General features: G+C 68.5%; 12 protein-coding genes. 8 read left to right on the forward strand and 4 right to left on the reverse strand.

Annotated elements, in window-relative coordinates:
- Window positions 1-30: 30 nt before the first annotated feature.
- The 8 genes from CKO31_RS07625 to CKO31_RS07660 all read left to right on the forward strand — a co-directional run bounded on the left by CKO31_RS07625 (window position 31) and on the right by CKO31_RS07660 (window position 8,265).
- Window positions 31-1,917, forward strand: a complete 1,887-nt coding sequence (locus CKO31_RS07625) for a V-type ATP synthase subunit I (RefSeq protein WP_200235648.1) — start codon at window positions 31-33, stop codon at window positions 1,915-1,917.
- Between the two features lie 169 nt (window positions 1,918-2,086).
- The gene (locus CKO31_RS07630; RefSeq protein WP_200235585.1) at window positions 2,087-2,533 is read left to right on the forward strand and encodes an ATP synthase subunit C; all 447 of its coding nucleotides are present in this window, start codon (window positions 2,087-2,089) and stop codon (window positions 2,531-2,533) included.
- A 6-nt stretch (window positions 2,534-2,539) separates the two neighbouring features.
- Window positions 2,540-2,893, forward strand: a complete 354-nt coding sequence (locus CKO31_RS07635) for a V-type ATP synthase subunit F (protein WP_200235587.1) — start codon at window positions 2,540-2,542, stop codon at window positions 2,891-2,893.
- 159 nt (window positions 2,894-3,052) lie between these two features.
- The gene (locus tag CKO31_RS07640) at window positions 3,053-3,697 is read left to right on the forward strand and encodes a V-type ATP synthase subunit E (RefSeq protein WP_200235588.1); all 645 of its coding nucleotides are present in this window, start codon (window positions 3,053-3,055) and stop codon (window positions 3,695-3,697) included.
- A gap of 285 nt (window positions 3,698-3,982) precedes the next feature.
- The gene (locus tag CKO31_RS07645; RefSeq protein ID WP_200235590.1) at window positions 3,983-5,776 is read left to right on the forward strand and encodes a V-type ATP synthase subunit A; all 1,794 of its coding nucleotides are present in this window, start codon (window positions 3,983-3,985) and stop codon (window positions 5,774-5,776) included.
- Window positions 5,777-6,039: 263 nt separating this feature from the next.
- Window positions 6,040-7,425 (forward strand): V-type ATP synthase subunit B, encoded by a 1,386-nt coding sequence (locus CKO31_RS07650; RefSeq protein WP_200235592.1) that lies wholly within the window; start codon window positions 6,040-6,042, stop codon window positions 7,423-7,425.
- Window positions 7,425-7,718: a YkgJ family cysteine cluster protein gene (locus CKO31_RS07655; RefSeq protein WP_200235594.1), complete on the forward strand. Its 294-nt coding sequence runs from the start codon at window positions 7,425-7,427 to the stop codon at window positions 7,716-7,718. Before CKO31_RS07650 ends, CKO31_RS07655 begins: the two co-directional genes overlap by 1 nt.
- Window positions 7,719-7,770: 52 nt before the next feature.
- Window positions 7,771-8,265 carry a DUF29 domain-containing protein gene (locus tag CKO31_RS07660; RefSeq protein WP_242475226.1) on the forward strand — a complete coding sequence of 165 codons (495 nt, stop codon included), beginning with the start codon at window positions 7,771-7,773 and terminating at the stop codon, window positions 8,263-8,265.
- Window positions 8,266-8,364: 99 nt separating this feature from the next.
- On the opposite strand, the gene CKO31_RS07665 is transcribed toward CKO31_RS07660, so the two are convergent.
- From CKO31_RS07665 to CKO31_RS07680, 4 genes are all read right to left on the reverse strand, one after another.
- A complete protein-coding gene (locus CKO31_RS07665; RefSeq protein ID WP_200235596.1) occupies window positions 8,365-9,147 on the reverse strand; it encodes a TFIIB-type zinc ribbon-containing protein in 783 nt (260 codons plus the stop codon).
- 38 nt (window positions 9,148-9,185) lie between these two features.
- On the reverse strand, window positions 9,186-10,670 hold the full coding sequence (gene rfaE1 / locus CKO31_RS07670) for a D-glycero-beta-D-manno-heptose-7-phosphate kinase (RefSeq protein WP_322789108.1): 1,485 nt from the start codon (window positions 10,668-10,670) through the stop codon (window positions 9,186-9,188).
- Entirely contained in the window at window positions 10,664-11,266 is a 603-nt protein-coding gene (locus tag CKO31_RS07675; RefSeq protein ID WP_200235598.1) for a D-sedoheptulose-7-phosphate isomerase, read from the reverse strand. The genes rfaE1 and CKO31_RS07675 overlap by 7 nt, the downstream gene beginning before the upstream one ends.
- Window positions 11,267-11,371: 105 nt before the next feature.
- Complete coding sequence (locus tag CKO31_RS07680) at window positions 11,372-12,223, reverse strand: exosortase/archaeosortase family protein (protein WP_200235600.1); 852 nt, start codon at window positions 12,221-12,223, stop codon at window positions 11,372-11,374.
- Between the last annotated feature and the right edge of the window lie 6 nt (window positions 12,224-12,229).

Raw genomic sequence — 12,229 nt, forward strand, 5'->3', positions numbered from 1 at the left:
GAGAACTGAACCTTGCTGCGTCCGCTGCCCATGAAGCATGTCCGCCTGCTGGTGATGGCCGACGACCTACCGCAGGCGTCCCTGACCCTGGCCGAGACCGCTAGCTTCCACCCGGATAACCGCCCGCCGGAGACCCAGGCACTGTCGGCTGCGCCGGGTCGGGACTATCGCGAGCGCTACCGCCAGGCCGCCACGCGGCTGGATAAGATCGCCAAGCTCGTGGATGTGCCGGCCACGCCAATCATCCGGCAGGTGCACGTGGTGCACCCCGACGAGCTCGCCGCCGTCGGCATTCTGCTGCGCGAGCGTTGGGAGGAGGCCTCGCGGTTTGAAGAGGCCTTCCGCCGGCTGGACGAAGAAGAGCGCTTCATCCGCGATCAAGAGGTGGCGCTGGACAACTTCGCCAATCTCAAGATCGATCTCGGCAAGCTGCGCAGCAAGACACGGTTCCTGGACTTCTATGTCGGGATCGTGCCGCGGGAGAACGTGAGCCGGCTGGAAGGCGCGGTCCAGCTCGCCGATCACATCCTGTTCAACTATCTTGAGCGCGGCGACAGCGCCCATGTCATCATCGTCGGCCCCCGCGGCGAGCGTGAGGCGCAGCTCGGCTCGGTGCTGACGTCCGCCGGCTTCCAGTCCCTGCCCATCCCGAGCGATCTCGCCGATATGGACCCGGACGCCAAGCGCGAGGAGCTGGCGGCGCGCCGGGCCGAGCTCGCCGGCCAGCGCGACACCCTGCGCACCGAGCTTGCGCAGTGGGAGCAAGAGCACCGGGAGACCCTACTGGACGCCCGCCGCACACTGCTGCTGGCCGAGCCTTTCGTCACCCTGGACCCGTCCATCCACAGTGCGGGCCAGCTCGCCATGCTCTCGGGCTGGGTACCGCTGCGAGAGCTGCCGAGCCTGGCGGAGCGCCTGGAGCAGAGCATGTCGATGCCCTTCGACCTCAGCTTCCGCGACCCGCGCCCGGACGAGCGCCCGTTGGTGCCCACGGTGCCGGTGCGCAACCGCTGGCTCGCGCCCTTCGCGACCCTGGTCCAGCAATACGGCATCCCCCAGTACGGCGAAGTGGACCCGACGCCCATCTTCGCCTTCACCTTCCTGCTGATGTTCGGCTCCATGTTCGGCGACGTCGGCCAGGGTGCCGTCATCGCCGGGCTCGGCTGGTATTTCCGGGACAAGCTGGGCCGCTTCTGGCTGTTCGGGGTCACCGCCGGCCTGTCGTCGGTGTTCTTCGGCTTTCTCTACGGCAGCATCTTCGGCTACGAAGAGCTGCTGCCCGCACTCTGGACCAGCCCCATCCATCACCCGATCCTGATGCTCAAGATTGCGCTCGGCTATGGCGTGGTCTTCATTGTGGTGGCCTGTCTGCTGGCCATCTACAATCGCTTCGCCGTCAAGGACCCGGCGAGTGCCTGGCTGGGACACCACGGCATCGTCAATCTGGTGTTCTATCTGGCGCTGGTCTGGGGTGGTCTGCGGCTCACCGCCACCGGCAGCTTCGGCAGTCTGCCACTGTGGCTGATCCTCGCGAGCCTGGCGGCGCTGGCGGTCTATGCCTGGCGCCATCTCGACGTGCCGGCCGGGGAGCGGGTGCTGGTGGTCTTCATCGAGACCCTTGAGACCATCATCGGCTACATCTCCAACACACTCTCCTTCCTGCGCGTCGCCGCCTTCAGCCTGAACCACGCCGCCCTGTCCCTGGCGGTGCTGACGCTGGCGGACATGATGGGCACCATGGGCCACATCCTGGCCATCATCCTGGGCAATATCTTCGTGCTGGTGCTGGAGGGTGGCATCGTCATGATTCAAGTCATGCGGCTTCAGTACTACGAGGGCTTCTCGCGCTACTTCTCCGGCTCCGGCCACGAGTTCGCACCACTGCGGTTGCGCCGCGGCGCCTCCGGCGCGGGCTGACCCATGCAGACCTGAATCCCGGCAGCCCCACTATCGCCACATCCATCGTCAAGTAGGCAAAGAATCAATGCCGCACGGCCGCCGGCTCACACCGGCTGCCCGGCAGCAACCGCAGCCCGCGGCTCAAGCTTTTCAGCAACGCACCTTCAGAATTCGAGGAACGACAGTAATGTATTGGCTCGCCGTCCTGATGTCCTTCGCCGTCGTCGGTCTCATCGCCACCGGCCTCTATCTGGAAATGCGCCCCACCGCCAGTCTGCGGCTGCCGCGCTGGAGCAAGCCCGCCGTGGGCGGACAGCTGCTCGTTTTCGTCGCCGCACAGTTCGGGCTGCTGCTGTTGGGCATCGACGAGGTCCTCGCCCAAGAGGCCATGGAGGTCGTCGAGGTGCAGGAGATCAGCATCGGCATGGGCATCGCCATCCTCGGCGCCGGCATCCCGACGGCACTCTCCACCATCGGCGCCGGCATCGCCGTGGGCCCCATCGGTGCGGCGTCGCTGGCGGCCATCACCGAGAAGCCGGAGACCCTGGGCCGCACCCTGATCTATCTGGGCCTCGCCGAGGGTATCGCCATCTACGGCCTGGTCATTTCCATCCTGCTGCTGAACCGGATCTGAGCCACCATGGCCGCCGCACCAGACTCAGCCTCGGAGCTACCGGCGACGCGCATGCTCTTTCTCGGCGCCGACAGCCTCGCCGACGGCTTTCGGCTGATCGGCTTCGAGGCGCATGCGAACCCGAGCCCCGAGGACGTGGACCAGATTTTTCGCCAGTTGCACCAGTCCCGCGACAAGGCCTTCGTGATCGTCGACGAAGACGTCATGCGCTCCGGCGCCGCCAACTTGGCGCGGGTGCGCCGAGAAGGCGGACGCGTTGTGGTCATCGCCGTGCCGCCGCTAGCGGGTCCAGTGCAACTGGAGAGCGAGGTCGCCGACCGGCTCCAGGCCATGTTCGGCTCCAGCCAGCTTGGCTCGTAGTGACGAGTTTCGAGTTTCGAGTGTCGAGTTTCGAGTGACGAGTAGCGAGTATCGAGTGTCGAGGAAGGAGCTACTCGCTCCTCGGTACTCGCTCCTCGATACTCACTACTCGACACTCGATACTCACCCCCCTAGCCCCTAGCCCCTAGCCCTCAATCAATGGTCACCCAAGCACACGAGCTCGAAGAGGCGATCCTCGCCCGCGCCGAGCGCCTGGCCAACGAGTACCGCGAGCGCGCCAACCGCGCCCGCGATCAGATCCTGCGCGACGCCGCGGACAAGCTGCGCATGCGCGAGCAGCGCGAGGAGGCCATCGCCAAGTCCCTCGGCGAGCGCACCTACCGCCAGCAGGTCCAGGCGGAGGAGCTGAAGCTGCAAAGCCACCTGGACCGAGTGCGCTGGAACCTGGTACGAGACGTAGAGCACCGCCTCGCCGAGCGCATGCAGACACACGCGAAAGACACGCAGGCCTACCTAAAGACCCTGACCGGCTTCATTGCCACCGCCGCCGAGACCATGGAGCACGACGACCTGCGAGTCGCCGCCAATGCCCATGATCTCAAGCTGCTGAGCCAGCACTGGGAGACGGTCAAAGCGGCACTGCCCGAGGACGCCCGAGTCACACTGGCGGAGGAGCCCATCGACACCGAGGCCGGCGTGCTGGTCAGCAGTGCCGACGGGCGGATTCGCGTAGACAACACCCTGGAGGGCCGCATGGCACGGCTGCGCCTGCGCATCCAGCAGGCGATCTTGGAGCGGCTGCTGCCGAACGGGCTGGAGACGGGGGCGTTGTTAGGAGGATGAGGAAGTGCGGAGTACGGAGTACGGAGTACGGGGTGCCATGCCGAAATCGCGCCACGTACTCCGTACTCTGCAATTCGCCTGAAAGCATGAAAAGTACGCAGCGCGAAGAGCCGGACTACCGCTCATAAGCCGGCCCCACGTACTTCGTACTTCCTTCGTACTTCGTACTTCGTACTTCGTACTTCGTACTTCGTACTTCGTACTTCGCACTTCGCACTTCTTACTCGCCACTTGCTCCAGCGTCCCTGCTTCTTGCCAGTTTTCCCAACCCCGACCTGAACACCCATGCCCGACAAACACCGCACCGGCACCGTCCGCGACATCAACGGCCCCATCGTCACCATCGACCTGCCCGGCGTGCGCAGCGGCGAGCAGGTGCGCATCGGCGAGATCGGCCTGGTCGGCGAGGTGATCTCGCTATCCGGCCAACAGGCGGTGGTGCAGACCTACGAGGGCACCGACGGCGTGCGCCCCGGCGAGCCCGCCATGGGCCTAGGCTGGCCACTGTCGGTGGAGCTGGGCCCCGGCCTGATGGGCGGCATCTTCGACGGCGTGCAGCGGCCGCTGTCGAAGATCGCGCTGCAATCCGGCGACTACATCGCCCGCGGCCTCGACGTGCCGGCGCTGGACCGCTCCAAGCAATGGGAGTTCGAGCCGAGCCACGACCTCGAGCCCGGCCAGGCCGTCGGCCCCGGCACCGTGCTCGGCACGGTGCAGGAAACCGAGGTTGTCGTGCACAAGGTGCTGGTGCCGCCCGGCATCCAGGGCGAGCTGGAAGAGGTCGCACCGGCGGGCGAATACGACATCGAGTCCACCATCGCCCATGTGCGTGATGCCAAGGGCACCAGCCACAGGCTCAGCCTCTACCACCGCTGGCCGGTGCGCCGCCCGCGGCCCTATCACCAACGCGACGACGGCGTCTCGCCCTTGATCACAGGCCAGCGCGTCATCGACACCTTCTTCCCGCAGCTCAAGGGCGGCAAGGGCGCCGTGCCCGGGCCCTTCGGCGCCGGCAAAACCGTGGTGCAGCAGCAGATCGCACGCTGGTCCAACGCCGACATCGTCATCTACGTCGGCTGCGGCGAGCGCGGCAACGAGCTCGTCGATGTGCTGGAGAGCTTCCCGAAGCTCGAAGACCCCTACTCCGGGCGCAAGCTCATGGAGCGCACGCTGCTGGTGGCCAACACCTCCAACATGCCGGTGGTGGCGCGCGAGGCCTCCGTCTACGTCGGCCTCACCATGGCCGAGTACTACCGCGACATGGGCTATGACGTCGTCATGCTCGCCGACAGCACCTCGCGCTGGGCCGAGGCTCTGCGCGAGGTCTCCGGCCGCCTCGGGCAAATGCCAGTCGAGGAAGGCTACCCGGCCTACCTCTCCTCCCGGCTTGCTGCCGTCTACGAGCGTGCCGGGCGCGTCGAGACCCATGGCGCCGGCTCCGGCTCTGTGACCCTGATCGGCGCCGTCTCGCCCCCCGGCGGCGACTTTTCCGAGCCTGTCACCAGCCACACCAAGGACATCATCGAGACCTTCTGGGCCCTGTCCAAGGAGCTCGCCGACGCCCGCCACTACCCGAGCATCGACTGGGTGACCAGCTTCTCCGGCCATGTCCACACCGCCGCCGAATGGTGGCACGAAGAGGTGGACCGCCGCTGGGAGCAGCGCCGCACCGAGGCCCTGGCACTACTGGCCCGCGACGCCGAGCTCTCGCGCATCGTCAACCTGGTGGGCCCCGAGGCCCTGTCCGACGCCCAGCGCTGGCAGCTGGAGGGCGCCGCGCTGATCAAGGAAGGCGTGCTGCAGCAAAGCGCGCTGGACGACGTGGACACCTTCTGCTCGCCCGACAAGCAGTTCGCGCTGCTGGACCTGGCCCTGTCCATCTACGACAAGGGCATGGCGCTCATCGAGATCGGCGTACCGGTGTCGGAGCTCGCCGACATGCCCCAGCTCGCCAAGGCGCGCCGCTGCAAGTCCATGTACAACAGCGACCAAGTGGCGGAGATCCGCACCTTCGCGCAGGAAGTCGAGCAGGCGTTCGAGGGGATTCGGTTGGAGTATGCCAAGCAGAGTGTGGATTAATCAGTGCATTGGAGTACGAGCTGGTGACATGCTTCGCGACCGAAAAGAGTACGAAGTACGAAGTACGAAGTACGGGGTGCCATGCCGATATCGCGTCACGTACTCCGTACTCTGCACTTCGCCTGCAAGCACGAAAAGCACGCAGCGCGAAGAACCGGACTACCGCTCATGAGCCGCCCCACGTGCTTCGTACTTCGTACTAAGCCGGCCACAACAACGCCCGGCTTCCGTTCACGTTTCAGCCCAACACAAACCGCAACGCCATGAGCATTAAGGAATACCGCACCGCCAGCCGAGCCCACGGCGGCCTCATTGCCGTTCGCGATACCCCCGGCGTCGCCTTCGGTGACCGGGTGCGCATCACCGACAGCGCCGGCGACACCCGTGACGGGCAGGTGATCCGTGCCGCGGACGAAGAGGTCCTGATCCTGGTGTTCGAGGGCATCGAGGACCTGGACCTGGAGGACATCTGGGTGCGCTTCCTGGATGAGCCGGTGGAGATCGCCCTGTCCCCAGAGATCCTCGGGCGCGAGTTCAACGGCCTCGGCGAGCCGCGCGACGGCCGCCCGCCGGTGCTCTCCAACATCCGCCGGCCCGTGGGCGGCTCCGCCATCAACCCCGCCGCGCGCACCTACCCGCGGGAGTTCATCCAGACCGGCGTGTCCACCATCGACGGGCTCAACTCCCTGGTGCGCGGGCAGAAGCTGCCGATCTTCTCGGGCTCCGGCCTGCCGCACAACCGGCTCGCGGCGCAGATCGTCCGCCAGGCCAAACTCAAGGACGAGGACACCAGCTTCTCCATCGTCTTCGCGGCCATGGGCGTCTCCTATGCCGACGCCAAGTTCTTCCGCGACGAGTTCGCCAACTCCGGCGTGCTGCGCAACGTGGTGATGTTCGTGAACCTCGCCGACGACCCGCCGGTGGAGCGCCTCACCCTGCCGCGCACCGCGCTCACCGCCGCCGAGTACCTGGCCTACGACCTCGACCGCCACGTGCTCGTGGTCATGACGGACATGACCTACTACGCCGAGGCCTTGCGGGAGGTGGCCACGGCCAAGGGTGACGTGCCCGCGCGCAAGGGCTATCCGGGCTATCTCTATTCCGACCTCGCCGAGATCTACGAGCGCTGCGGGCGCATCCATGAGCGCCACGGGAGCATCACCATGATGCCGGTGGTGTCCATGCCCTCCGACGACATCACCCACCCCATCCCGGACCTCACGGGCTATATCACCGAGGGTCAGATCGTGCTCTCCCGCGAGCTCCAGAACCAGGGCATCTACCCGCCGGTGCACATCTCCCCGAGCCTGTCCCGGCTGATGAAGGACGGCATCGGCAAGGACGACACCCGCGAGGACCACCCGCATGTCGCGGCCCAGCTCTACGCCCTCTACGCTCGGGCGCTGGAGACCCGCAACCTCGCCAGCATCATCGGCGCGGACGAGCTCTCCGAGCGCGACCGGCGTTATCTCAAGTTCGCCGACGACTTCGACAAGCGCTTCGTCGCCCAGGACGAGGCCGAAGACCGCAGCATCGACGCCACGCTCAACCTCGCCTGGGACCTCATGAGCGCCTTCCCGCGGGAGATGCTGACACGCCTGTCGGAGACGGAGCTGGCGAAGTATTATCGGGCGGCCGAGTCTGAATAATGCCCATCACCTGCGACAGCTGCGCCGCCGCCTGCTGCCGACTCGAAGTCCCCTGCGTCGGCGTTGAGGACATCCCGAGCCATCTGATCGCGCACTTGACCGAGGCCGATGCCGCCGGCAATCGCCGCATGCGCCGGCTCGACGACGGCTGGTGTGCGGCCGTCGACCGCAACGCGATGAACTGCCGTTTCTACGAGCACCGGCCCCTGCCCTGCCGAGAGCTGACGATGGGCGGGGACGAGTGCCTCGCTGCACGCGAGCGCCTTGCGGGCGATGCTGAGTCGATGCTGTGATAGGCGTTACTGAGCACCCACGCTGCTCCACGGCCCGAGGCGGAGCGCCCCGATGTCTGCGCTGACCAAACCCGACCCCGAGCACACCGTCGAACCGAGCGCCGGGCAATTGTCCGAGCTGTACGAGCAGGACTATGCCCGCTGGCTCTTTGAGAACGCAGCCCTACTGCGTGCGGGTCGCCTGGAAGGGCTGGACGCCGAGAACATCGCCGAGGAGTTGGAGGACATGGGGCGCAGTGAAGGCCGGACTGTGCGCAGCCACTTCCGGGTCCTGATCACCCACCTGCTCAAATGGGAATACCAGGCGGACCAGCGCAGCAGCGGCTGGCGTGGCTCCATCTACAATGCTCGACGAACCATCGAGCGACGGCTGCGCGAGAGCCCCAGCCTACGCCGCCGCTTGCAGGAGTTCATCGCTGACGTGTATCCGGATGGCGTCTTCAACGCCGCCAACGAAACCGGGCTGCCGGAGTCCACCTTCCCCGAGCGTTGCCCGTATAGCATTGATGAGCTGCTGAGCACCGACTTCTGGCCCGACGCCGACTGACGCGCGCGACGAGCGCTGCGGCCGGGACCCTGCGGATCGGCTCGCCGCCATACCCTGCGTGCGCGTCGTATCCTTCCCGGTGCGATCCTTGTTCTAGCCTCACCGCTCCGCGGCCAACTGCCGATACACCAGCACCCCGCCCCAGACCATCGCGACCAGCATGATCAGGCTGCCGAGCAGGTGGCTCGCCTGAGCGATCTGGTGGTCCATGCGAATCAGGCCGGTCTCGGTCAGCAGATATTCCCAATCGTGGAAGCCGTAGGGGGCCGAATGACCGAAGTTGCCGCCGAGCAGCGGCAGCTCGCCGGCACGGGCGTCGTTGATATAGGGCGCGATGTCGAGGAAGTTCTGGCCGAGCCACCACAGGGCCACGGACGCCCCGAACGGGTCGCGGGTCTTGAGCAGCAGCACCAGCATCGCGGTCAGCGGCATCAGGAGCTGCCCGAGGGTGCCGCCGAGGGAGCCGATGAATTGCCCGAAGATGCCGAAGAAGACGTGCCCGGCCTCGTGAAAGGGCAGGTTCACCAGATGCAGAAAGGACTCGCCGGCGGCATTGCTCGCCACCGACGAGGTAATAAACCAGAGCCCCCAAACCACCAGCACCGCCAATAGCGCCGCCCGCGCCCAAGCGGCCGGCGGGTCCGCCGTGGGCGTCGGCAGCAGCAGCTCGGCGAGCGGGCCGCGCCCACCGCCGGCCCCCGCACGGCTGCGCAGGCGGCCCGTGGGCCGCTGGCCGGCCACCGGCGGGGAGGTCATCCTGTCCGCGGCAGCCTCGTCGCCGGGCCGCGGGTGGTACTTCCAATACTTCTCGAAGACAAGGCCGCAGGCGGTGCAGATGGCCTGCCCGTCCTGCTCCGCTGCACCGCACTTGGGACACTCCATAGACCGCCTCGCGCTCGATCTTCAGACGGGCCGATGCGTCAACGCTCGCCGTTGGGGCGCATGCGCCCGACGATGGCCGAGGTGCTGCGCTCCGCCACCAGGGGCACCAGCACCACCTGCCCGCCACCGGCCTTCACCTCGGCGGCGCCGACCACTTCGTCCTCGCGATAATCGGCGCCCTTGGCGAGCACGTCCGGGCGCAGCGCACGAATCAGCTCGATGGGCGTGTCCGCATCGAACAGCACCACCCCGTCCACGGCCGCCAGTGCGGCCAGCACCCGGGCGCGGTCCTGCTCGCCGATGACCGGCCGCCCGGCGCCCTTGAGCGCCCGCACCGAGCGGTCCGTGTTGAGCCCCACCACCAGCCGATCACCGCAGCGCCGTGCACGCTCCAGGTAGGTGACATGGCCGACATGCAGCAGGTCAAAGCAGCCGTTGGTGAATACCACGCGCTCGCCCGCGGCACACCAGGCGTCCACCTGAGCGCGCATCGCCGACAGGTCGCGGATCTTCGCCGCCTGCTCCAGCGCCGCCTCGCCGCTGATGGCCGCCGCCAACTCGTCGGCGCCGATGGCCGCCGTGCCGCGGTGGCCGACGACCACGCCGGCGGCGAGGTTCGCGAGATGGGCCGTGTCCACCGGGTCCAGCCCGGCGGCCCGCCCGGCGGCGATGCCGGCGATGACGGTATCGCCGGCGCCGGAGACATCGAAGACCTCCCGCGCCACCGCCGGCACCCGGGTGATGCCGCCGGCATCCACCAGCGCCATGCCGAGCTCGCCCAGGGTCACCACCAGCTGCACCAAGCCGAGGTCCCCGCGCAACTGCTGCGCCTGCGCCAACAGCCCATCCAGATCGGCGGCATCGGCGCCGGCGGCGAGCGCCAGCTCGGCGCGGTTCGGCGTCAGCACCGTCGCGCCGCGGTAGCGAGAGAAGTCCCGACCCTTGGGGTCCACCAGCACGGGCAGGCCGCGGGCGGCGGCGGCGTCGATGAGCCGGGCGCAGAGCGGACCCGTGAGCACGCCCTTGGCGTAGTCCGAGAGCACCAGCACATCGACCTCGTCCAGGCGCGCCAGCGCGGCGGCGCCCAATGCATCGGCCATGGGCGCTGCAAGCGCAGCCGTGTCCTCGGCGTCGATGCGCAGCATCTGTTGGCGGTTGCCGACGATGCGGGTCTTGCTGGTGGTGGGCCGCTCGGCATCCGCGAGCACCGCGGCGTGATCCATGCCCGCGGCGTCCAGCAGGCCGAGCAGCGCGGCACCGTCGGCGTCGTCGCCGCGCACACCGGCCAGGGAGACGCGCAGTCCGAGCCCCAGCAGGTTACGGGCGACGTTCGCGGCACCGCCGGCCACCGCCCGCTCGCCGCCCAGCTTCAGCACGGGCACCGGCGCCTCCGGCGAGATGCGACCGACATCGCCGCTGAGATAGCGGTCCAGCATCAGGTCGCCCACCACCAGCACGCGCGCGCCGCCGAAGCCCCCGCGCACCGCCGCCAAGACGCGCTGCGGCTCCCGGAACATCAGCATTCGCCCTGCGCCGCCTGCGGGTCCGGCAGCCGCCCGGTCACCCGCTGCTCCACCAGGTCGCAGAGGATATGGCCGATGACGATATGGGCCTCCTGGATGCGCGCGGTGACCTTCGACGGCACCGACAGGCAAAGCTCGCAGGTGTCGGCGAGGCGCCCGCCGCCGGCGCCCGTGAGGCCGACGCGATACACCCCGCGGCCTGCCGCACGCTCCATGGCCCGCAGCACATTGGCGCTGTTGCCGGAGGTGGACAGGCCCACCAGCACATCACCGTCGCGGCAGAGCGCCTCCACCTGGCGGGCGAAGACGGACTCGAAGCCGTAGTCGTTGGCGACGGAGGTGAGGATGGAGCTGTCGGTGGTGAGCGCGATGGATGCGAGCCCGGGGCGCTCGCGCTCGAACCGCCCCACCAGCTCGGCGGCCAGGTGCTGACAGTCCGCCGCACTGCCGCCGTTGCCCATCCAGAACACCCGCCCGCCCCGCTGGAGACTGTCCGCGGCCCGCGCGGCGAGCTCGGCGATGGCCGGCGCCAGCGCACCGGTCTCCTGCAGCACCGCGACATGGGCGGCGATGGTGGCGTCGATGAGGTCTCGCATGCGGGCTCCGGCGCAGCGCCGGCAGCGGCGGCGCTCAGGTCAAAGCGCCAGTATGCCGAGCGCCCGACGGCGCTGGCAATGGACCCGGGCCCGGCACCGGCGGCCTCAGCCCGCGTCCCGCTCCGGCCCGGCGCTCGCCGGGAACACTTGCTCCATGGCCAGGAAGAGCCCCACCGCCACCGCCACGGCCAACCAGCCGATGACCACATGGGTGGTGCCGAGCAGCACCTGCTCGCCCTGCCAAGCCGCGGCCAGCGCCAGCACCATGACCCGCAGGGTGTTGGCGATCACCACCGCCGGCAGCGCCAGCAGCATGTGCAGCCCGCGCCGTAAGAGCCCAGCGTGGCGCATCAGCACCGTCCACCAGGCCACCCAGAGCAGGTTCTGGAGCAGCGTCAGGCCGCTGCAGGCGGACGTGACGCTGACGCGGAGATCGCCCCAAGCGAGCTCGGTGCCGGCGAGCCTCACCTCCCCCGGCCCCAGGGACAGCACGGCCGCCGCCAACAAGGCCGAGAGCCGGCGCATGGGATAGCTCAGGGCCGCCTCGAACAGCGGCAGCACCGGCACCAGCACGACAAGCACCAGCAGCGGCACCGCGACACGGCCCGCCATACGCGCGCCGAAGCCCATGGCCACCGCGCTCAGCAGCAAGAGCGCCAGCGCGGCATGCAGCAGCCCCGGCCGCAGTGCGCCGGCGAGGGGCGAGGCAAAGGCCGCCGCCGCCGCTGCCAGGGCCAGGGCCACACCCAACAGCGCACTCGCCGCGCCCGCCGGCGCCCGCAGCCGTTGCAGCAGCAGCACCGCCGCCGTGGCGGCCAGGATCAGGTGCGCCAGCGGCTCGCCGGTGAGGACCTGCGGGCTTTGCACCAGCAGGCCCAGGGCGACCAGCCCGGCGCCGGCCACGAGCGGCCAGACCCGCGTCGGCGGGGCCGCCGCACCTGCCCCGTCGACGGTCATCGCTGT

Source organism: Thiohalocapsa halophila (assembly GCF_016583825.1).
Lineage (GTDB): Bacteria > Pseudomonadota > Gammaproteobacteria > Chromatiales > Chromatiaceae > Thiohalocapsa > Thiohalocapsa halophila.

Coding starts and splice junctions, on each gene's coding strand:
- CKO31_RS07625 (WP_200235648.1), top strand. CDS start 31: ATGAAGCATGTCCGCCTGCTGGTGATGGCCGACGACCTACCGCAGGCG.
- CKO31_RS07630 (WP_200235585.1), top strand. CDS start 2,087: ATGTATTGGCTCGCCGTCCTGATGTCCTTCGCCGTCGTCGGTCTCATC.
- CKO31_RS07635 (WP_200235587.1), top strand. CDS start 2,540: ATGGCCGCCGCACCAGACTCAGCCTCGGAGCTACCGGCGACGCGCATG.
- CKO31_RS07640 (WP_200235588.1), top strand. CDS start 3,053: ATGGTCACCCAAGCACACGAGCTCGAAGAGGCGATCCTCGCCCGCGCC.
- CKO31_RS07645 (WP_200235590.1), top strand. CDS start 3,983: ATGCCCGACAAACACCGCACCGGCACCGTCCGCGACATCAACGGCCCC.
- CKO31_RS07650 (WP_200235592.1), top strand. CDS start 6,040: ATGAGCATTAAGGAATACCGCACCGCCAGCCGAGCCCACGGCGGCCTC.
- CKO31_RS07655 (WP_200235594.1), top strand. CDS start 7,425: ATGCCCATCACCTGCGACAGCTGCGCCGCCGCCTGCTGCCGACTCGAA.
- CKO31_RS07660 (WP_242475226.1), top strand. CDS start 7,771: ATGTCTGCGCTGACCAAACCCGACCCCGAGCACACCGTCGAACCGAGC.
- CKO31_RS07665 (WP_200235596.1), bottom strand. CDS start 9,147: ATGGAGTGTCCCAAGTGCGGTGCAGCGGAGCAGGACGGGCAGGCCATC.
- rfaE1 (WP_322789108.1), bottom strand. CDS start 10,670: ATGCTGATGTTCCGGGAGCCGCAGCGCGTCTTGGCGGCGGTGCGCGGG.
- CKO31_RS07675 (WP_200235598.1), bottom strand. CDS start 11,266: ATGCGAGACCTCATCGACGCCACCATCGCCGCCCATGTCGCGGTGCTG.
- CKO31_RS07680 (WP_200235600.1), bottom strand. CDS start 12,223: ATGACCGTCGACGGGGCAGGTGCGGCGGCCCCGCCGACGCGGGTCTGG.